This window comes from Nocardia carnea (genome assembly GCF_029868855.1).
GTDB lineage: Bacteria > Actinomycetota > Actinomycetes > Mycobacteriales > Mycobacteriaceae > Nocardia > Nocardia carnea_A.
This window is the reverse complement of record NZ_JARWOV010000102.1, coordinates 17,328-36,290: the sequence shown is the minus strand read 5'-3', so window position 1 is coordinate 36,290 and position 18,963 is coordinate 17,328. Positions and strand designations below refer to the sequence as shown.

Here is an 18,963-nt window from a genome sequence, read left to right as displayed (position 1 = left end):
CAATCCGCGAGCCACAGCCGGCGGAGCACGTACGGAAACCGAACGTGCTCCGCAGGTCGTCCTCGCCGGACCGATGAATCCCACGCCGGCACGTCGTCTACCAAGTGAGCATCCCTGCCGACCAACGGGAAGCCGAATCAGCCCCGATTGCCGGGAGCCGAGCGGATAAGGAGCAGCACACCGTGACCGAGGAGCACGTGAGCGCAACCCTGATCGTCGCCGCACCGGCCGATGCGGTGTTCGCGGTACTGGCCGACCCCACCACCCATTCGGTGCTCGACGGGACCGGCTGGGTCCAGGAGGCTGCCGATCGAGCGCCGCTGACGAGCGTGGGCCAGGTCTTCCGGATGGACATGTATCACCCGAACCATCCGAACGGTGACTATCGGGTCGCCAACAAAGTCCACGTCTTGGATCCGCCGCGCACCATCGGCTGGTTCACCGGCGAGGAAAAGGACGGCGGCCGGCTGGAGTTCGGCGGCTGGTTCTGGCGGTACGATCTGACGCCGCTCGGCCCGGCCGAAACCGAGGTCACGCACACCTATGACTGGTCGGCGGTACCCCCGCATATCCGCGAGTACCTCGACTTCCCGCCGTTCGGCCCCGAACATCTCGTCAACTCGCTGCACCATCTGGCCGGACTCGCCACCGCGAAAGCGGTCGCCGGGGCACCCGTGCTCCGGAGCGCGGGTGACCCGTCACGGCCGGCCTGAGCCGAGAACCTGCGCCGGCCGTCGGGCCGATCGGTCGCTCCGGACCGGGGGGCCGGCCGGCGCCATCACCTGTCCGGCCCCCGACCTGCCCGGTGTGTGGTTCAGACGACTCGAGGTTTCAGTGCCCGAGTGCGACCGCCGCCGAGGGAGCAGCAGTGGCGGACTTGCCCGGCACCTCCGGGCGGAGGAACGTCAGTGCTATCGCCGCGAGAACGACGACTCCCGCGACACCGATATACAGCTGTTCCGCAGTCCATCCGAGGTCCAGCAGCACACCGGCCGCGGTCGGGGCCAGGATGGCACCGGCCCGGCCGACTCCGATCGCCCAGCCCACCCCGGTGCTGCGCACCCGCGGGCCGTACAGGGACGGCGCCAGGGTGTACAGGCCCGCGATACAACCGTTGATCAGGCCGCCGATCAGGATTCCGAGGACGAACGCCACCATGAGAATCGTGGTCGAAGCAATGAAAACGGCCATGAACAGCGCAGACAACACGGTGAACACGATCAGCACCCCGCGTGTCGACCATCGGCCGGCCAGCACCCCGAAGAACACCGATCCCACGGCACCGCCCAGCGTCAGCATCATTCCCGCGGTGGCGCTCTGGTCTTTCGACAACCCGGCCGTCTCCAACAGCGACGGCGTCCAGGAGTTCACGAAATAGAACCCGAACATCGTGGTGAAGAAGGCGAACCAGAGCAGCAGCGTCGGGCGTCGATGCCGGAGCGAGAACAGTTCTGTCGCACGTCCCGCCCGGTTTTCCTCCGGCGCGGTGCCTGCCTCGAGCTTCTCGACCGGGTCCTGCCCGATGCGCACCGCGATCCGGTTCACCTCGGACAGGTCACTCGGACGCCCGCGGGAGGCCAGGAATTCGATCGACTCGGGTAGTGCGACGAAGAGCAGCACCAGTACCAGACCGGTGAGGACTGCACCGGTGACGAAGACTGCCCGCCAGCCGAACTCGTTCTGCAGCTGAACGGCGGCAAGTCCACCCAGCGTCGCCCCGATCCCGTATCCGGCGGTGTAGATGCTGATGGCGAGACCGCGTCGGCGGCCGGAAGAGTATTCGCTGGCGATGACGGTGGTGCAGGCCAGGATTCCGCCGATACCGAGTCCGGTGACCACTCGCCAAGTGCCCAGCTGCCACACCGAGCCGGCGGCGGCCGACAACGCCATTCCCAGCGTGGCGAGCGCGACGGAGGCGAGGATCAGGGGCCGCCGCCCGAATCGGTCGGCTACCGGAGCGAGAGTGAACGCACCGACCGCCATACCGATGAGACCCGCACTGAGCAGGACGCCGATGGTCGCGCCGTCGAGTCCGAAATCGTCGCGAATACTGTTGGCGGTAAAGGCAAGCGCCATCACATCGAACCCGTCGAGCAGGTTCAGCGCGACACACAGCGCAACGATCAGCCATTGATAAGGGTGCATCGGCGAGGCGTCGATGCGAGCGCGAAGGTCCACGCGATTTTCCTTCCGGGGCAGCGCCCCTCGGTTCCGGGGGCGCTGGGGTGGTGTTACTGGAGGTCGAGTGTCACGGCGGCGCCACCCGCGCGGGACCGGCCGCGTTTCGCATCGCGCACAATGCGGGAAACGCAGGCGCACATCTTGGTGGACGTGGATTTCTGCGCTTCGCTGAAGAAGACGTCGCGGTGATCGATCGTCCCGTGGAGATCGACGATGTCGACCACACAGAGTCCGCACTCCCCTTTCCGGCAGTCGGACATCACGTCGGCGCCGGCACGTTCGAGGGCATCGAGCAGCGATTCGTTCTCGCCGACAGCCACTTCGAGGCCGAGTCCGGGAACAGCGACGGTGAATTCCTCCGGATCGAACCATCCGCTGTTACCGAAGGTCTCGTACCGAAGATTCGGTCCCGGCAACGCCGCGGCTTCCCACCGGCGCCGTACCGCGTCCATCAACCGGATCGGACCGCACATGTACAGTTCGGTGCCCGCATCGATCTCTTCGACAAAACGGGGAACCGCCAATCCGGTGCCCTCGGCGTCGATATGCAGCTCGAGCCGGTCGCCGTGCAACGCGGCGAGTTCGGGGACAAAGGCCATGGCGTCGCGGCTGCGGCCGACATAGACGAAGCGATAGTCCGCACCCACCCGGCGCAGGACCGCGGCCATCGCCGCCACCGCGGTGATGCCGATACCGCCCGCGAGCAGCACGTAGCTGCGGGCGCCGATCCTGAGCGGAAAGTTCTGCTGCGGGGTCGTGAGGACGAGCGGATCGCCGGGAACGAGACCGTGCATGAACCGCGATCCGCCGCGCGATGCCGGCGACAGCCGCACCCCGAGAGTGAGGTGGCGGCCGCCGTCGGCGCTGGTGACGATCGAGTACGAACGCATATCGCCGGTGTCTGTCCGGATATCCACATGCGCTCCGGGCGCTGCGGGACAGGCGATTTCGGTGGCGATATCGATCCGGGCGATACCCTCGGCCACCCGGCTCGTCGAAGTGACCCGGCCGTTCTGCCAGATGATCTGGTTGTCCGCCATCTCACTGCACCGCTTCCGCGCTGAATGCGGCAGTATCGGCGGTCCCGCGCCGTTCCGCTTCGATCATCCGTTGCAGGATCCGCCGCACCCACATACCACCGGCGTCGATATTGAGGTTGTAGAACTCGTGATCCGGGTTGGCTTCGATGGCGCTCTGCTGGGCGGTGAGCATGGCTTCGTCCTCGGCGAATACACCGTGCACACCGTCGCGGAGCTGGGTGGTGATCAGTTGGCTGTCGAGTCGGTAGTTACGCATGAATGCCCAGAAGTACAGCGCGCTACGTTCGTCGACCGGCGAGATCGTGTTCATCACGAAGCCGTTCACGCCTCGGCTGCGGTCGCCGTCCGGGGCTCCGGTACCGGCCTCGGCGACGCCCACATCGATCCGGATCGTCCCCGGCGCCTGGAACTCGATGATCTGCCAGCGATCCACTTTGCCTTCGAAACCGGGGAACTTGTCCCGCATGTTCTTCAGCCAGAACGGCGGCGCGTCGATGTTGTGCATCCACCGGGTGACCGTGACGGTGCGCTCGTCGTGGGTGACCACGAAATCGGATTCGCTGAGTTCTTCCTGGCCGATGGACGACGAGTGCACGAATTCCTCATGTGTGAGATCCATCAGGTTATCGAGAACGAGCTGGTAGTTGGCCCGCACATCGATGGTCCGGCCGTCCCCGGCCCAGTCCGGTGAATCCATTTGGAACATATCGGGGATGGTCGCCGGGTCGGCCGACATCGGATCGCCGGTCCACACCCATACGAAGCGGTGCCGCTCGACGACCGGGTAAGAGGTGACCATCGCCGAGGGGTTGATCGTCTGCTGGGCGGGCATCGATGTGCACCGGCCGGCCGAGTTGTACTGCAGACCGTGATAGGGGCATTGAATGCCGTCGGCGCCGATGAGTTTGCCCATCGACAGCGGGGCCAGCCGATGCCAGCAGGCATCCGCGAGGGCGACCGGGCGCCCGTCCTCGGTGCGGTACAGGGCGAGCGGCCGACCGGCAATGGTGCGGGCGAGGATCTCGCGCCGCCCCACTTCGTGGTCCCAGGCAGCGGCGTACCAGGCGTCGGCGGGGTAGGCCATGTTCTTGGCGGTTGCCCCGGTGGGGCCGAGATCGGTCATGAGGTCCTCCGGACGTGCAACTAGCTATCACCATAGTTATTGGGTGATGTGGCGCACACACTAGCTATGGATATAGTCATTGGCAAGAGCACGTCACTCGATGGGAGACGAGATCGCGATGAGCCTCCGCTACGCCCTACTGGCGCTGCTCACCGCCGAACCTCTCACCGGATACGACGCCGCGAAACGCTTCAGCGGCTCGGTGGGACACGTCTGGCACGCGCCGGATTCGCAGATCTATCCCGAACTCCGGCGGATGGAAGCCGAGGGTCTCGTCGACGGTGAACAGGTGCGCTGGGGTCCCCGGAGTACCAAGACCCGCTATCGCATCACCGACGACGGGATCCACGCTCTCCGCAAATGGATGGACACACCCCTCGACTACGCCCCACTACGAGACGCACCGCATATGCAGGCCGCCTACTTCGAATGGGCGGACCCGGACAGTGCGCGCGAACACCTCCACCGCCATATCGCGCACTACACCGAACAACTCGCCCAGTGGGTGGCGCAGCGGCAGGCGATCCTCGACGCCAGCAGTCCCACCATCAGCCGTCGGCTGGCCCGTTACCCCGAAGCGGACCACGAACGGATCGTGGCGTACAAGGCGTTCGCCTACGATGGTTTGATCATGCGCGCCGAAGCCGAAATAACTTGGGCGCGAAAAGGTCTCGAATTGATAGATCGGCTTTCGCCGCAGGAGTAGCGGCGTGGCGCCGACAGGCCGGCACGCGAACCTGCGTTCGGACGAGGCCGGCCCGGGTGACAACCTCGGGCCGGCCTGCTTCCGGTTCAGTCGGCCCAGACGGAATCGATCGAGGCCGGTTCGGTCGGAGGCGGGGTCGGGATACCGCTGGGCGTCCGGGAGAAGCGCGGCGCGGGTGCGTGCTGGGTGACGTTCTCCAGTTCGAGCAGCGAACCGCGAGCGGCGATGTGCTCGTTCTCGGTGGCTTCCTCGAAGGTGAGCACCGGGGTGACGCAGGCGTCGGTACCGGCGAAGATCGCCGACCATTCGTCGCGGGTCTTGCTGCGGAACTTCTCGGTGAAGAGTTTCTTCAGCTCGTCCTGGCCGGCCGGGTCCATCTGGAACGGCAGGCCTTCGGGATCGATCTCCAGTCCGGCCAGCAGCTGCGCGTAGAACTGCGGTTCGATCGCGCCGACCGCCATGTACTTGCCGTCGGAGGTCTCGTAGGTGTCGTAGAACGACATACCGGTGTCGAGCAGGTTGGTGCCGCGTTCCGAGCTCCACGCGCCCATCCCGCGGAAGGCCCAGATCATCTGCGACAGGGCCAGCGTGCCGTCGATCATGGCGGCGTCGATGACCTGCCCCTTACCGGAGTTCTGGCGTTCCACCAGGGCGGCGAGCACACCGAAGACCAGGAACATCGAACCACCACCGAAATCGCCGACCATGTTCAGCGGCGGCACCGGACGTTCGCCTTTACGGCCGATGGCGTGCAGTACGCCGGTGAGGCTGATGTAGTTGATGTCGTGCCCGGCGCGGTCGGCCAGCGGACCGAACTGGCCCCAGCCCGTCATCCGCCCGTAGACCAGGCGCGGGTTGCGCTCCAAGGCGATATCGGGCCCCAGCCCCATCCGCTCGGTGACGCCCGGTCGGAACCCCTCCAGCAGCACATCCGCCTTTTCCACCAGGCCGAGCACCTTCTCGATATCCGCCGGATCCTTCAGGTTCGCCTCCACGACGGTGCGCCCCCGCAGCGTCGGGCGGTCGGCGCCACCCGGGAGCTGGCCGGCCCGCTGGATCCGCACCACATCGGCACCGAGGTCGGCGAGCAGCAATGCGGCATGCGGCCCCGGACCGATCCCGGCCAGTTCGATCACGCGAATGCCCGCGAGCGGGCCCTGCTTGGCGGTGGATGGTGTGCTCACGCCGTACCTCGGTTCGTCGTCGATCCAGTGTCTGCCCGCGGCCGCCCGCGGACATATTGACAGTATGACAACAGGTGCGTCACGTCACGGTGTCGCCCGCGATCGATCCGGTTTCCGCAGCTGTCGGTGCGCCCGGGCAGACTGTGGACATGCCCGGCACCGCCCTGTTCGACGCGACGGATTTCGACACCGCGATCGGCCGCTGCGCTGTCGCGTGGCGCGGTGACGCGGTGGTCCGATTCCGGCTGCCCGGCCCTGATCTCCTGACCGGTCCGCTCATGGACGAGGCCCGCCGGGTCCCCACCCCCGAAACCGGACCCCGTGCCGAGGTGCTCACCCGAATCCGCGCTCATCTCGACGGCGATCTGGACGATCTCCGCCGGATCCCGCTCGACCTCACCGGCCTGCCGGAATTCCACCGCGCTGTCTACACCGTCACCCGCGCCATCGACCCGGGCCGCACCCTGAGCTACGGAGAGGTCGCCGATCGCATCGGCGCGCCCGGCGCCGCCCAGGCCGTCGGCCAGGCACTCGGCCGCAACCCGATCCCGCTCATAATCCCCTGCCACCGGGTCCTGGCCGCCGACCACGCCCTGCACGGCTTCTCCGCACCAGGCGGTATCGAAACCAAACAGCGCCTACTCGCCATCGAACGCACGGCGGGGTTCGGCGAACCGACCCTCTTCTGATCAGGCCGGACACGCACCCGGGCTGCTCGAAACACCTCGCGCCACCGCGATCAGGAGCCGACGGCTCGCGCTCCGGTCCTCGGAAAAGGAAGCCGTGGCTGCCCGCCTCGAGCCATCGGATCGTCCGGCCGACCGAGACAAGGCCGATTGCCGACGGCCCCCGGTACCTGCTCGGTAGTCGGTTCCGGCTACGCGGAAGCAGTAACCCGGCCGGCGAGAATCGAGACGCGAATGCGCTGGAGGGGCGGGGCGGACTTTTGCGAGAGTATGCGCATGCCGTTGTTCACCGACCTGCCGCCCGCGACCTTCGAATCATTCGACGGGACCATGATCTGCTATCACCGGGCCGGGGACGGGTCACCGGTGATCATGATCCACGGTTCCGGCGGCGGGCTGCATTCCTGGCAGCCGGTGGCCGAGCATCTACCGGACCGGTTCGATCTGTGGTTGCCGGCCCGGCGCGGCTATGCGCCGAGCGGGCCGGGGCGGACCCCGAAACATTTCACGGACGAGGTGCGCGATCTGGGGGCGATCATCGACATGATCGGCCGACCGGCCCACCTCGTGGGGATGTCGTACGGGGCGACCGTGGCCCTGCACGCGGCGGCTTCCGGGCTGGCCGTCCGGTCGCTGGCCCTGTGGGAGCCTCCGCTGTACGCGGCGGGCGCGGAACTCGCGCCCGTTCTGTCACGGTTCGAGCAACTCACGGCGAACGGTGACCGCGGCGAAGCCCAGCGGTTGCTGGCCGAGAAGGTCGCCCGGGTGCCGGCCGCGCTGCTCGAGCAGTCGGCCGCGATCGACGCCGCCGCGGACACCCCCGACGACTCCTACGGCTGGAGCCGGGATCTGGAGTCGATGGTCGGCGACACCAGCTACCTGGACCGCTGGTCTTCGGTGACCACGCCGACATTGCTCATGCGCGGCTCGGACACCTGGCAGCCGATGCCGGAAACCGTCGAACGACTCGCGGCGGTGATGCCGGGCGCACATCTCGAAACCTTGCCCGGGCAGACGCATTTCGCCCCCTCCACGGTTCCCCGCGATGTTGCCCGGATCCTCGCGGACTTCCTGTTCTGATACCTCTGCTCGGCTGCCGCCAGGTGATGCGGCAGGCTTCCCCGGCGGGGCCCTGCCGCTCGATCGACCGCCCGGCCCGCAAGCCGGCGTGCACGCCGAATCGCTCAGACCCCAACCCGGTCGTATGCCATGTGCGCACGCTGAGCCATCTTCGCGCCGATCTTGTGTCCCTGTGCGATCAGTTGCTCGTGGACATCCGGGTCCTTGGATTCGGTGTCGTAGAGGAATTCGATAGAGGCATCGCCGATCCGGGAGTAGTCGGCGATGCCGTGCATCGTCTGGGTCGTCAACGCCGTCTTGTATCCGTGCCGGGCAAACGTGCCTTCACCGAGACCGGCCAGCGCGACCAGATGTAGTTCCTGTACGGCACTCGGGCTACCGTGCGAAACGTCGTCGTACGCACCGAATACCCGGTCGAACCAGCCTTTGGCGAGCGCGGGCATGGACCACCAGTAGACGGGAAACAGGACGACTGTCACCTCGGCCGATTCGAGCAGTTGTTGCTCGCGCCCGACGTCGGCGGGCAGTTCCGAAAGCCCTCGGTGGTGCGCCAGATCCGCTTTCCCGTAGACCGGATCGAACCCGGACGCGACCAGATCGTGAATTACGGCGGTGGTGTTTCCGTCGGATCGGATGCCGTGCTCGACGGCCCGCGCCACCGCCCAGGTAGCGGATTCGTGGTCCGGATGCGCGACCACGAGCATCACCTTCGGCCGATTGTCTTCGTTCGTCATACCGGCGAAGCTAAAGTATGACACTAACGTCAATGTCAAGGAGAGGCAGCCGGATGCGGATACGCGATTTGAGCCTGGCCACCGGGGCAAGCCCGCGAATGCTCCGGCACTACGAGGGCGCCGGAATCCTCTCGCCTGAACGAGACACCAACGGTTACCGGAAGTACGGCCCCGAGGATGTCCAGATCGTGGACCACATACGCTGTCTGCTCGCATCCGGCCTGTCACTGTCCGAGGCCGCAGCGATTCTGCAGGTCGCCTGCATCGACCCGGCCGGTGCCTCCGATGCCGACCGGAAAGCCGCGTTGGCGCAGCTCGACGAGCGGACAAGCCGATTGGACGCCGGAATTGCCCGGCTCCAGGCCGAGAAGGCCAATATTCTCGGACTCCGCTCGAGCATCGAGGCGGAGGCGGGTTCCACGCCGAATTGATTCGACAGAAGGCGCGACCGACGGTCCCGGCTCTCTGCGAAGGGGTCGAAGCCGGCAGCTCAGGCCGATTCCGAAGCCGACCCGAGCCGGGGAAACGGCGTGGTGGAGAACACGACTTCCACCGCTACCTCGAAATACGCGGCGATCCGCAACGCCAGGTGCAGGCTGGGACTGTATTCGCCGCGTTCCAGGTAGCCCACGGTCTGATAGTGGACGCCCAGCGCGTCGGCCAGCTCACGCCGCGAGATACCGCGCTCGGCGCGCAGCATCGCGATCCGGTTGTAGATGACCTCAGAAGGCACGTTGCATCGCCTTCTCCCGCCGGGCGGCCATACTCGACCCTGATTCGTGACGCGCCATGCGTCGCAACACTACCGGCGCGATGAGCAGGCCCGCGACGGCCCAGACTCCCAGGACCGCGGCGGTTTCGAGGTGACGCCAGGACTGGTCGATCTCGATGGTCACCGTCTCGGGCGGCAGCAGCGCCGACCGCATACCGAGACCTGCCCAGTACATCGGGAAGGCCTGGGCCACGGCCTGCAACCAACCGGGCAGCGCCGTGATCGGGTAGAAGATGCCGGAGATCGCGATGAGACCCATCAGCGGCATGGTCAGCAGGAAGGTCGCGCGCGGTCCCTCGAGGACACCACCGAGGATCGCGCCGGCCGGCAGGGTGGCGAGCAGACTCAGTAGTACGACCCAGCCGAATGTGAGCCACGCGCCGGGACCGTCCGGTGCCGATCCGCCGATGATCAGCATACCGGCCGCGAATACCACGAGCACCTGCACGAGAACCGATCCCGCCGCCGTGGTGATCTTGCCGACGAAATATCCGACCATGCCGTTCGGGATGGTCTTGGCTCGCAGGAGTGTGCCGTCCTCACGGTCGAGCACCAGCACATTGGTGATCGCGAACAGGCCGTTGAAGGCGATGATGCTCCCCAGCAGTCCGGGGAGCGCGAGTTCGGCGATCGACAGTTCACTGTCCGCGTACTCCCGGTTGCGCAGGAGGTACAGCGCACCGAGGGACAGGGCAGGCGTCAGGAATTGCCCGATCAGTTCGGGTGCGCTGTGGTACATCTGCCGCAGTTCGATCCAGGCGCGGGCGAAACCGCCGCGTACGGCGGTGGCGGTGGGATTCATCGGGTGACCTCCGCGAGGGTATGAACGGCCGCCCCGGGTTCCCCGGATTCGTATCGGCGGACCAACGTCATATAGGTGTCTTCCAGCGACGCGCTGCGAACCTCCAGATCGCCGACCCGGTCGCCGTGCTGTTTGAACAGTTCGTGGACGTATTTCGTGGATTCCGTGGTGGTGTGCACGAACCGCTGTTCGCCCAGCGTCCATCGGACCTCGGCGTCCCCGGCGATACTGCGGGACAGCTCATCTGCCGAACCGTCGGCAATGATGCGCCCACCGGCCAGGATCAGGATCCGGTCGGCGAGTTTCTCCGCTTCGTCTAGGTCGTGGGTGGTGAGCAGGACCGTGGTGTCCTCGAGGTCGGTGAGACGGTGCACGAGATCGTGGAAATCGCGCCGGGCCGCGGGATCGAAACCGGCGGTGGGTTCGTCCATGAACAGCAATTCCGGCCGGCCGACGATTCCGATCGCCACATCCAGCCGCCGGCGCTGCCCGCCGGAGAGCGTGGAGATCTTGGCACCCGCTTGCTCGGCGAGCCCGACCAATTCGATGAGTTCTCCGGTGTCCCAAGGTTCTCGGGTTCGGCCATCGGAGTAGGGCCGGTAGTAGGCGCCGAGGTGGGCGAGCAGTTCCCGTACCCGCCATTTGGCGTGGTCGCGCCAGGACTGCAACACCACACCGACCCGAGCCCGCCAGGCTTCGCCGCCGTGCGCCGGATCGACGCCCAGGACACGCACCTCGCCCGCCGAACGCGTGCGAAACCCTTCCAGTATCTCGAGGGTGGTGGTCTTCCCCGCCCCGTTCGGCCCGAGCATCACCAGGACTTCCCCTCGCCGCGCCTGGAACGTCACATCACGCAGCACGTCCGTGGTGTCGTAGCGCATGCGCAGCGCGGCGACATCGAGTACTACGTCGTCACCCGAAGCCATTCAGACCTCCCAAGTTGTCCAACTTGAACATAATGTAGCACATGTACTACATATGGAGGTGTCAGTACTCCCTCACTTTCCGTGCAAACAGGACAGAACGGGGCAGAATCACCTCACGCACGTACCGAGTCGTGCTTGCGCACGAATTCGAGAAACCGGGGTACGACCCGATCCGGAATCCCCCACAGCAGCTCGTGCCCCACCCCGGGGTAGATCTCCACCTCGGCCGAGGGAACATGCTCACGCACCCGGCGCGCCCCGGCCTCGGGATCGTTGATCACAGTGTCGGCACCGTAGAGCACCAGCAAGGGAGCGGCAACAGCGGCGAGTTGCCCGTCGGTGAGTGGCCGATCCCAGGGCAGCGCCGACCGGAACTTCATACCCGCGAGCATCATTTCCCACTCTGCGCCGGTGTACTCGACCCCCGGAGTGAGCCATCCGTTGAATTTGCGCATCGCCTCGGGGCCGGGCCGCATACCCATACCGAAGAACTTCAGCAACACCCGCAGGGGCGGTTTGGTGAATGTCGCCGCGCTGGGTTCGAACATGGTCAAGCTCGCCAGCCGCTCCGGGTGATGGACCCCGACCTGCGCGGCCAGCCAGGAGCCCATCGAACCACCGGCCAGATGCACGCGATCCAGCCCGAGGGCGGTCGATACCTCGACCACCCACCGTGCGATATCTCCACCGTTGCGGACCGGCGCGGTTTGAACCGAGCGCCCCGCCCACCCGATGACATCAGGAGTGTAGACAGCACGGTCGCGCGAAAATTCCGCGATGAACGGACTCCACAGCAGGCCGTTCCCGGACAGGCCGGGCAACAAGAGAATCGGCGTGCTGCCGCCACTTCCGGACTTCCGCACCCGCGTTGTCCCGAAGGACGTTTCCACGTCCGAATCCTCGGACGGAACCGGCCAGCGTGCCGCGACTGCATCGTAATGACGCAGGTAGGCGGCTTTTGCCTGTTCATCGGCGAATCGACCCAGCTTCGGCATGGTCTTCCCTCTCGGTTTTGATGATATGTACATACCATATACAGGGTATGGCTATACCATCAAGGCGAGAACCGATTTCCGGAGGAAAGGCGGGCCACGTGCCGCGATTGGTCGACCACGAGGTGCGGCGCAGGCAGATCACCAGCGCGGTCCGCCGCGTCATCGTGACAGGCGGCCTGGGAGCTGTGACCTTCCAAACGGTCGCCGCCGAGGCCGGATTCTCGGTACGCCTGGTGCAGTACTACTTCGGGACCAAACGGGAATTCCTGCTCGCCACGCACCGCTCCGTCATGGACGACGCCGGCGCCCGTTTCGCGCAGCGATGGTCGGAACTGGGCGAACAGGCCAACCCCCGCGAAGCCGTGCGGGCCGTACTGACCGAACTACTCCCGCTCGACGACCAGCGCCGAGAGGAAGCGATCGTCCTCGGCGCCTTCGCCGCGGCCGCGACCACGGGACAGGGAATCACCGGCGAAGAGACACTGGCGGCACCGCGGGCGCTGGTCACCCTGATCACCCAGCAACTCGACCGAACCGGCCCGGCACCGTCCGGACCGAACACCCACGAACTCGATGCGGAACTCATCCTGGTAGCAGCCGGCGGAATCACCCAGGGGATGATCCAAGGCCACTACACAGCGGACTCGGCGGTCACCCTGGTCGACCATCTCCTCGACCGCGTCTGCGGGCCGGACGCGACCGGCTGACCTTCCGCCGCACCCGCCCCCGGCCGCGCCGACGAACGGGCGTATTCGGTGACAATCGGGGTCGCCGCGGATTTACACAGGCGCCCGGCAACCCTCCCGAGTTCGAACGGTGACTCAGATTTCGTCCATGCCGGGATCCACCCCTGGAAGCCAGCTACGACCGGGTTCCGTCCACTGCCGCTGTTTGATCATGCGGCGGGCCTCGCGGCGGTTGCGGCCGAGCAGCCGGTCCAGGTAGAGCCGCCCGGCCAGGTGGTCGGTTTCGTGCTGTAGACAGCGCGCCAAATAGCCTGTGCCATCGACGGATACGGGCTCACCGTTCAAATCGACGCCGGTGACCTGAGCACGGTGGGCACGCCCCGTCGGAAACCACTCACCCGGCACCGAAAGGCAGCCTTCCAGATCGTCCGGGTCGGGCATGGTTTCCGGAATCGCGGAAGTCTCCAGAACCGGGTTCACCACGTGACCGCGGTGGCGGCCGTCGACATCCACGAGGTCGTAGACGAAAACCGCGCGCGGGTCACCGATCTGGTTCGCGGCCAGGCCGGCACCGTTGGCGGCGTTGAGTGTGTCGAACAGGTCCTCGACGAAGGCGGCGAGCTCGTCGTCGAACACGGCCACCGGGGTTGCCGGGGTGACCAGGCGCGGGTCACCGGCGATCAGAATCGGTCGGACAGTCACGTCAATAGAGAGTACTCAAAAACGAGTAGTCGTGTCAGACTTGCATGGTGAACGAAACTCGGTTGTTCGTCCTCGCCGCACTCTCCCGGCGCGGGCCGATGCACGGTCATCAGCTCCGGCGGGACGCCCGCCTCGACCGCGCCGACCTGTGGTCGCAGGTGAAACCCGGTTCGCTGTACGGCGCCCTGCACCGGATGGCGGACGAGGGCCTCATCCGCCCCCTGCGCACCGAACAGCACGGCGCCTTGCCCGCCCGCACCGTCTACGAGATCACCGACGAAGGCCACCGCGAACTGCGCGCCCTGCGCGACGAAGCCTTCACCGAAGTCGATCTGCGACCGGACCCGGTCGACCTGGCCCTGGCCGTCAGCACCGACCTCGACCGCGAGTTGCTGCGCGGCTACCTCGAAGACCGCATCGCCGCGCTCCGCGCCCGCGGCTCCCGCATCGAACACCAACTCGACCGCCGCTGGCCGGACCAGAACATGGCCGACGATCTGATCGTCGAACATGTCCGAATCCGGATCCAGAGCGAAATCGACTGGCACGAACGGGTCCTCGCCGATATCGACAAACTCACCACACCCCACTGAGCCACTGGTTACTGTCGGCAACGGCCGACCCGCGCCCCACCGCACCGCACCGCGACCTCGATATCTACTGCGAAGCAGCCGAGTCGGACCGGCCCGAGGCTGCCGCTGGACTCGGGCCGGAGGTGCCCGGAGGGTCAAACGGTGAGAATCGTTTTCCCCAGCGCCGTGCGCTCCTCGAACGCGCGATGTGCCGTGGCCGCTTCCGCCAGCGGAAGCACCGTTCCCACGACCGGCGCGATTTCGCCACGCACCGTCAGTTCCTCTGCGCGCCTGATGTACTCGGCCCACCGCTGCGGGCGATAGCCCAGGCTGAACGGGATCAGCGCGGCACCCACCGGTAGCAGCAGATCCGAGCCGATCTCGACCGGTGCTCCGCTCGCGGTACCGAAAACCACCATCCGAGCTCCGGGTTCGGTGAGCAGACTGTACGCCTCACGGGCAGTCGGCCCGCCGACGGTTTCGAATACGACCGATACCGGTCCGGCTTCTTCGGTCCAGCCGGGTCGCGTGTAATCCACAGTTGTGTCGGCGCCCAGATCGGCGGCCAAGGCGCGTTTGGCGTCTCCACTCGCTCCGGCGACCACCCGGGCGCCGGCCCGTTTGGCGAGCTGCACCAGCAAGGTTCCGATACCGCCGCCCGCGGCTTCGACCAGCACCGTATCGCCCGGGCCGAGCTCGGCCACTTCGGCCAGGCCCACGGCCGTCGCGCCTTGGCCGAGCAGCGCCAGCGCCTGGTGCTCGCCGAGTCGTTCATCCAGAGGCCGGGCGTCCGCGGCGGGTACGGCCACCAGTTCGGCGTAGCTGCCGGTACCCACGGTCGCGACCACGCGCTCACCGATCCGGCTCGTGTCGACGCCGGCTCCGACCGCGGTCACCGTTCCGGCCACCTCGATACCAGGGGTATGCGGCAGCGGTAGGCCGAGCGGTTCGGGCAGGACCCCGGCACGCACCTGGACCTCGAAGTAGTTGACGCCGGTGGCGACGGTCCGAACGAGCAGTTCGCCCGCGGCCGGAACCGGGTCGTCGACCTCTTCGATCTGCAGTACTTCCGGAGGCCCGTACTCGTGATAGCGAACGGCACGCATAACTCCACCTCTCGTTCCGGACTGTCAGTCCGCTTAGCTGTTCGCTATCATACGGACCATCAGTCCGCTTATGTCAACAGGAGGCTCTCGATGCGCGCCGACGCCGAACGCAACCGCGCCGCGATCCTCACGGTGGCCGGGCGCCTGATCTGCGACGACAAACGCGACAACGTCTCCATGGACGAGATCGCGGCGGCCGCCGGGGTGGGCAAGGGCACGCTGTTCCGGCGGTTCACCGACCGCGAAGGCCTGATCCGCGCCGTGTTCGACGACCGAGCCCAGCGCGCGTGGAATGCGGCGCGCGAACAGGCGGCGGATACGACGGTTCCGGTGGGAGAACGAATATTGGCCTACGTAGCTGCGGTTTTCGATCTCACCGCCATCGAACTGCAACCCCTCACCCGCGTCATGCCCGATGGGTGCAATTCCGAGACCTGGGCACCTTGGCGTACTCAGCTCACCGAACTCATCGCCCAGCTCGACCCCGATGCCGACGCGGAATTCCTGACCCTGGCCCTGTTCTCCAGCATGCGACCGGATCTCACGGACTTCGTCGGCGACCGGCGCCACCGCGCCGGCGTCCTGGACATCACCGCGCGCGTGCTCGGACTCGACCCACCGGGATAGACGCCACCGTGCGGATCCACCTCGGCCGGCAACGGGGGCTGCGCTGGGTACGAAATGACCGCCCGCGCACAAACTGAGCAATCCTGGGAAACACTTACGGCGGCCACCAGATCGGCGTCGCGGGCGGGCCTGATCGCGGAGACGGCTACCCATCTCGTGCTCGCGCTCACCACCGACGCATGGATTGCCGGGCGACGATCGCGGCTTTCGGTGTGCACGCGGCGATCTGGGGCGTGGCGGTTTCCACGGTCCGGCAGCGGGCGGTTCCGGAGCGATTGCCGGGGCGGATCGTCCGCGTGCACAGCCTGCTCGACGTCATCGGTGTCGCAGCCGGAACCCTGCTGGGCGGGTTCCTCGCTCGCTGGTTCGGCCCCGGCCGGGCCCTCCTGGATCGGTTTCCTCGCGATGGGCGTGATCAGTACGTGCGCGTGGCGGCATGTTCGGCATCGAGGATCGCCGGGCTAGCCGATTACCAGCTGATCTCCGGTTCGGATGGCACCGCCCCGCACCACAGCCAGGTACAGCCCGACACACGGCAGTGCGCCGAGTCCCGGGATATCGACATCGACCCGGTTCTCGGCCATCGGGCGGCGGACCGCCTGCGGGGCACGCGGCAGGTCGCCGTGTTCCAAGGTCGGCACGGCACAGCGGGGAGTGGGGGTTATCGGCGACAGCCGCACGCCGCCGATGGTCAATTCCTTTCCCATCCAGTTGTTTTCGCCGTACGGCGAAAACCCCGGCGGTGTGGCGACGATCAGGTTCGGCCGGTATCTCAGGCCCTCGATATCGAGATGGTCCAGGGTGGCGGTGGTGATCAGATGCAGCGGCGCGAAGTCGACGAACGAAGCACCCGGGGTGCCGGCGCCAACCGGGAGGGTCGCGTAGTCGAGCGGCGCATCCACGCCACGGGCCAGCACATCCTCGGGGTCCGGTCGTTCCATTTCCGCGCCGTCGGGGCGCCGATCGCCGAGGCGGACGTCACGCTCCAGCAGTTCGCTCAGCAGCAGCGCGGCGTCGGGCGAACCGGCCTCGACGGTGCGCCCATCCGGCAACGTGATCTGTACCCGGCCCGGTTCGCCGGTAGCCGAGCATTGCAGCAGCCGCCGCCACAACCGTGGCTGTTTGGCAGTGGCGACCCGACCGGTGGCAGTATCGACAACTGCCATCGCCCGGTCCCCGGCGGCACCGCTCTCGTCGACCACCATTTCGGGTAGGTCCTCGCCGAGCATGGATTTCACCGGGTATCGGCGCAGTGTCGTAACCTGCACTACCTATCGACCTCCTCTGCTCGGTCACCCGTTCGTCGAGCCCGATCGTCACGGAACCCGCGATTATATCGACCGCCCCGGCGGCGGTCCCGCCGTCGGGGTCGGCACGTTCCGCCGGTCCGGCACGCAACTGCGACTCGGGCTACGTTGGTGGCGTGAGCGTATGGGGTGAAATCATCGTCGGCCTGGTGATTCTGGTGGGCTTGATCGGTATCGTGGTGCCGATTCTGCCGGGGGTGATCCTGATCTTCGCGGCGGTCGCGGTGTGGGCATTCCTCACCGGCGGAACCATGGCGTGGGTGGTGCTGGGGATCAGCACATTGTTGCTGGTGATCTCGGGGGTGGTGAAATACACCTGGCCCGGCCGGAATCTGAAGGAGGCGGGGATTCCCAACCGGACCCTGCTGCTGGGTGGGCTCGCCGGGATCGTCGGGTTCTTCGTGATTCCGGTGATCGGACTGTTCGTGGGTTTCGTTGTGGGGGTGTATCTCTCGGAGATGGCCCGGATACCCGACAACCGGCAGGCCTGGGTGTCGAGCAAGCATGCGATCAAGGGGGTGGGCCTGTCGATTCTGGTGGAATTGCTGGGCGCCCTGCTCGCGAGCGGAGTCTGGGTGATCGGGGCGATCGCCACCTGACACCACCTGGAAACGCGTGAATCGGAGGTCCGGCCGACCTACATATCGACCGGCGGGGCCGACGGTCGCCGCTGCGCTTGCGAGATCGGCTCATGGCCGGATCGGACTGCGTATGCCCCGGGATTCCGGGCTCCGGCGATCCGAGGCCGAACAGCCGGTGCCCGGCGTGGCCGGATCATCTCCTCATTCCGGACCGTGCGCACGCCCCGATCGCGGATCGAGGATCGGAAGTGGCCGGGTGGTGCCGTCGGAGGCGGGGCGGCGGGCGGCTTCCCGTAGCGACGGAGCGAACATCGGCAGGGTCGGAGCGGGGTCCTCGAGGGTTCGGTCGATGGGCGGCAGTCCGTAGAACGCGCGGGCATTGTCCTCGAGAACCGCGTGCATATCGGTGCCGACCACATCGGCGATGAGCTCCACATCGGCCTCCCGGAACGGTCGGCCGGCGCGCGTACCGGGCAGGTCGCTGCCGAACATGAGCGCCTCCGGGTTCACCGCGTGGATCCGGCGCAGCGCCGTCGCCACATCCATATCGACCCGCCCGAATCCGGTCGCTTTCACGCGGGCACCCCGATCGACCAGGTCGAGCAGATAGGACAGACCTTCCTCGGACATTCCGAGGTGATCGATGGACACCTTCGGCAGTTTCAGGATCACCGGCTGCAAAGAGGCCAGCATCTGGCCGTCGACGTAGATTTCCACATGCCAGCCCACGAGTTCGTGCGCACGCAGGGCCTGGCGGGTCATTCCGGTGATATCGGCAGCAGCCCGTTTCAGATTGAACCGCACCGCCCGCACCCCGGCCTCGTGCAGATCGAGGATGTCCGAATCGGAGGCATCCAGATCGAGCCGGGTGACGCCGACCCAGCCCGGCCCGAGTTCGGCCAGCGCCGCCCGCAGGTAGCTCTGGTCGTTTCCTTGGAAGGACGCGCTGACCACCGCGCCGCCGGAGAGCTCGAACCGCGACATCCGGCGCCGGTAATCGGCGATGGTGTACGGCTCCGGTAGGTAGCCCTCGTTCTCGATCAGCGGAAATCGCGGATCGATGATGTGCACATGGGCATCGAACACGGATACAGAATGCCTGATATGTCGTGGTGATGCCCGCTCCGGCAAACTCTGGACGGCCGGAGCGGGC

At 66.7% G+C, this 18,963-nt stretch carries 22 protein-coding genes; 9 read left to right on the top strand and 13 right to left on the bottom strand.

Annotated features, from left to right (window positions below; all coding sequences use genetic code 11):
- Positions 1 to 182 precede the first annotated feature (182 nt).
- Entirely contained in the window at positions 183 to 713 is a 531-nt protein-coding gene (locus QH195_RS09385) for a polyketide cyclase (protein WP_280420281.1), read from the top strand.
- Between the two features lie 118 nt (positions 714 to 831).
- Here QH195_RS09385 and QH195_RS09380 read toward each other — a convergent pair whose 3' ends face one another.
- The 3 genes from QH195_RS09380 to QH195_RS09370 are packed head-to-tail and all read right to left on the bottom strand — an operon-like array spanning position 832 to position 4,344.
- Positions 832 to 2,178: an MFS transporter gene (locus QH195_RS09380; protein WP_280435065.1), complete on the bottom strand. Its 1,347-nt coding sequence runs from the start codon at positions 2,176 to 2,178 to the stop codon at positions 832 to 834.
- A gap of 53 nt (positions 2,179 to 2,231) precedes the next feature.
- Positions 2,232 to 3,221: a PDR/VanB family oxidoreductase gene (locus QH195_RS09375; RefSeq protein ID WP_280435064.1), complete on the bottom strand. Its 990-nt coding sequence runs from the start codon at positions 3,219 to 3,221 to the stop codon at positions 2,232 to 2,234.
- A gap of 1 nt (position 3,222) precedes the next feature.
- Positions 3,223 to 4,344: an aromatic ring-hydroxylating dioxygenase subunit alpha gene (locus QH195_RS09370; RefSeq protein ID WP_280435063.1), complete on the bottom strand. Its 1,122-nt coding sequence runs from the start codon at positions 4,342 to 4,344 to the stop codon at positions 3,223 to 3,225.
- Positions 4,345 to 4,462: 118 nt separating this feature from the next.
- Between QH195_RS09370 and QH195_RS09365 the strand changes: the two genes are divergently transcribed.
- Positions 4,463 to 5,050, top strand: a complete 588-nt coding sequence (locus QH195_RS09365) for a PadR family transcriptional regulator (RefSeq protein ID WP_280420294.1) — start codon at positions 4,463 to 4,465, stop codon at positions 5,048 to 5,050.
- An 86-nt stretch (positions 5,051 to 5,136) separates the two neighbouring features.
- On the opposite strand, the gene QH195_RS09360 is transcribed toward QH195_RS09365, so the two are convergent.
- Entirely contained in the window at positions 5,137 to 6,234 is a 1,098-nt protein-coding gene (locus tag QH195_RS09360) for a CaiB/BaiF CoA transferase family protein (protein ID WP_280435062.1), read from the bottom strand.
- Between the two features lie 149 nt (positions 6,235 to 6,383).
- On the opposite strand from QH195_RS09360, the gene QH195_RS09355 reads away from it, so the two are divergent.
- Complete coding sequence (locus QH195_RS09355) at positions 6,384 to 6,923, top strand: methylated-DNA--[protein]-cysteine S-methyltransferase (RefSeq protein ID WP_280435061.1); 540 nt, start codon at positions 6,384 to 6,386, stop codon at positions 6,921 to 6,923.
- Between the two features lie 273 nt (positions 6,924 to 7,196).
- Positions 7,197 to 8,000 carry an alpha/beta fold hydrolase gene (locus QH195_RS09350; RefSeq protein ID WP_280435060.1) on the top strand — a complete coding sequence of 268 codons (804 nt, stop codon included), beginning with the start codon at positions 7,197 to 7,199 and terminating at the stop codon, positions 7,998 to 8,000.
- 104 nt (positions 8,001 to 8,104) lie between these two features.
- Here the strand turns inward: QH195_RS09350 and QH195_RS09345 are convergent, their stop codons facing one another.
- Entirely contained in the window at positions 8,105 to 8,734 is a 630-nt protein-coding gene (locus QH195_RS09345; RefSeq protein WP_280435059.1) for an NAD(P)H-dependent oxidoreductase, read from the bottom strand.
- Positions 8,735 to 8,787: 53 nt separating this feature from the next.
- Here QH195_RS09345 and QH195_RS09340 point away from each other — a divergent pair, with 53 nt between their 5' ends.
- On the top strand, positions 8,788 to 9,165 hold the full coding sequence (locus QH195_RS09340) for a MerR family transcriptional regulator (protein ID WP_280420273.1): 378 nt from the start codon (positions 8,788 to 8,790) through the stop codon (positions 9,163 to 9,165).
- 59 nt (positions 9,166 to 9,224) lie between these two features.
- Here QH195_RS09340 and QH195_RS09335 read toward each other — a convergent pair whose 3' ends face one another.
- The 4 genes from QH195_RS09335 to QH195_RS09320 form a co-directional block, all read right to left on the bottom strand.
- Complete coding sequence (locus QH195_RS09335; RefSeq protein ID WP_280420272.1) at positions 9,225 to 9,467, bottom strand: helix-turn-helix transcriptional regulator; 243 nt, start codon at positions 9,465 to 9,467, stop codon at positions 9,225 to 9,227.
- Positions 9,457 to 10,308, bottom strand: coding sequence for an ABC transporter permease (locus tag QH195_RS09330; RefSeq protein WP_280435058.1), 852 nt, complete (start codon positions 10,306 to 10,308; stop codon positions 9,457 to 9,459). The genes QH195_RS09335 and QH195_RS09330 overlap by 11 nt, the downstream gene beginning before the upstream one ends.
- Complete coding sequence (locus QH195_RS09325; protein WP_280435057.1) at positions 10,305 to 11,234, bottom strand: ABC transporter ATP-binding protein; 930 nt, start codon at positions 11,232 to 11,234, stop codon at positions 10,305 to 10,307. The genes QH195_RS09330 and QH195_RS09325 overlap by 4 nt, the downstream gene beginning before the upstream one ends.
- A 113-nt stretch (positions 11,235 to 11,347) precedes the next feature.
- Positions 11,348 to 12,229 carry an alpha/beta fold hydrolase gene (locus QH195_RS09320; RefSeq protein ID WP_280435056.1) on the bottom strand — a complete coding sequence of 294 codons (882 nt, stop codon included), beginning with the start codon at positions 12,227 to 12,229 and terminating at the stop codon, positions 11,348 to 11,350.
- Positions 12,230 to 12,327: 98 nt separating this feature from the next.
- Between QH195_RS09320 and QH195_RS09315 the strand changes: the two genes are divergently transcribed.
- On the top strand, positions 12,328 to 12,936 hold the full coding sequence (locus QH195_RS09315) for a TetR/AcrR family transcriptional regulator (protein WP_280435055.1): 609 nt from the start codon (positions 12,328 to 12,330) through the stop codon (positions 12,934 to 12,936).
- Positions 12,937 to 13,050: 114 nt separating this feature from the next.
- Here the strand turns inward: QH195_RS09315 and QH195_RS09310 are convergent, their stop codons facing one another.
- Complete coding sequence (locus QH195_RS09310) at positions 13,051 to 13,617, bottom strand: peptide deformylase (protein ID WP_280435054.1); 567 nt, start codon at positions 13,615 to 13,617, stop codon at positions 13,051 to 13,053.
- Positions 13,618 to 13,664: 47 nt separating this feature from the next.
- Between QH195_RS09310 and QH195_RS09305 the strand changes: the two genes are divergently transcribed.
- Entirely contained in the window at positions 13,665 to 14,210 is a 546-nt protein-coding gene (locus QH195_RS09305) for a PadR family transcriptional regulator (RefSeq protein WP_348536821.1), read from the top strand.
- 134 nt (positions 14,211 to 14,344) lie between these two features.
- Here the strand turns inward: QH195_RS09305 and QH195_RS09300 are convergent, their stop codons facing one another.
- Positions 14,345 to 15,295 carry a quinone oxidoreductase family protein gene (locus tag QH195_RS09300; RefSeq protein ID WP_280420265.1) on the bottom strand — a complete coding sequence of 317 codons (951 nt, stop codon included), beginning with the start codon at positions 15,293 to 15,295 and terminating at the stop codon, positions 14,345 to 14,347.
- A 90-nt stretch (positions 15,296 to 15,385) separates the two neighbouring features.
- On the opposite strand from QH195_RS09300, the gene QH195_RS09295 reads away from it, so the two are divergent.
- Positions 15,386 to 15,922 carry a TetR/AcrR family transcriptional regulator gene (locus tag QH195_RS09295; protein ID WP_280435052.1) on the top strand — a complete coding sequence of 179 codons (537 nt, stop codon included), beginning with the start codon at positions 15,386 to 15,388 and terminating at the stop codon, positions 15,920 to 15,922.
- A gap of 461 nt (positions 15,923 to 16,383) precedes the next feature.
- Here the strand turns inward: QH195_RS09295 and QH195_RS09290 are convergent, their stop codons facing one another.
- Entirely contained in the window at positions 16,384 to 17,190 is an 807-nt protein-coding gene (locus tag QH195_RS09290; RefSeq protein WP_280435051.1) for an MOSC domain-containing protein, read from the bottom strand.
- Positions 17,191 to 17,345: 155 nt separating this feature from the next.
- Between QH195_RS09290 and QH195_RS09285 the strand changes: the two genes are divergently transcribed.
- Positions 17,346 to 17,828 (top strand): DUF456 domain-containing protein, encoded by a 483-nt coding sequence (locus tag QH195_RS09285; RefSeq protein WP_280435050.1) that lies wholly within the window; start codon positions 17,346 to 17,348, stop codon positions 17,826 to 17,828.
- A gap of 183 nt (positions 17,829 to 18,011) precedes the next feature.
- Here the strand turns inward: QH195_RS09285 and QH195_RS09280 are convergent, their stop codons facing one another.
- The gene (locus tag QH195_RS09280) at positions 18,012 to 18,896 is read right to left on the bottom strand and encodes an amidohydrolase family protein (protein ID WP_280435049.1); all 885 of its coding nucleotides are present in this window, start codon (positions 18,894 to 18,896) and stop codon (positions 18,012 to 18,014) included.
- Positions 18,897 to 18,963 lie beyond the last annotated feature (67 nt).

Bases quoted from the DNA above. Each gene is read 5' to 3' on its own strand.
- QH195_RS09375 (WP_280435064.1), bottom strand. From the start codon at position 3,221: ATGGCGGACAACCAGATCATCTGGCAGAACGGCCGGGTCACTTCGACG.
- QH195_RS09370 (WP_280435063.1), bottom strand. From the start codon at position 4,344: ATGACCGATCTCGGCCCCACCGGGGCAACCGCCAAGAACATGGCCTAC.
- QH195_RS09365 (WP_280420294.1), top strand. From the start codon at position 4,463: ATGAGCCTCCGCTACGCCCTACTGGCGCTGCTCACCGCCGAACCTCTC.
- QH195_RS09355 (WP_280435061.1), top strand. From the start codon at position 6,384: ATGCCCGGCACCGCCCTGTTCGACGCGACGGATTTCGACACCGCGATC.
- QH195_RS09350 (WP_280435060.1), top strand. From the start codon at position 7,197: ATGCCGTTGTTCACCGACCTGCCGCCCGCGACCTTCGAATCATTCGAC.
- QH195_RS09345 (WP_280435059.1), bottom strand. From the start codon at position 8,734: ATGACGAACGAAGACAATCGGCCGAAGGTGATGCTCGTGGTCGCGCAT.
- QH195_RS09340 (WP_280420273.1), top strand. From the start codon at position 8,788: ATGCGGATACGCGATTTGAGCCTGGCCACCGGGGCAAGCCCGCGAATG.
- QH195_RS09330 (WP_280435058.1), bottom strand. From the start codon at position 10,308: ATGAATCCCACCGCCACCGCCGTACGCGGCGGTTTCGCCCGCGCCTGG.
- QH195_RS09325 (WP_280435057.1), bottom strand. From the start codon at position 11,234: ATGGCTTCGGGTGACGACGTAGTACTCGATGTCGCCGCGCTGCGCATG.
- QH195_RS09320 (WP_280435056.1), bottom strand. From the start codon at position 12,229: ATGCCGAAGCTGGGTCGATTCGCCGATGAACAGGCAAAAGCCGCCTAC.
- QH195_RS09300 (WP_280420265.1), bottom strand. From the start codon at position 15,295: ATGCGTGCCGTTCGCTATCACGAGTACGGGCCTCCGGAAGTACTGCAG.
- QH195_RS09295 (WP_280435052.1), top strand. From the start codon at position 15,386: ATGCGCGCCGACGCCGAACGCAACCGCGCCGCGATCCTCACGGTGGCC.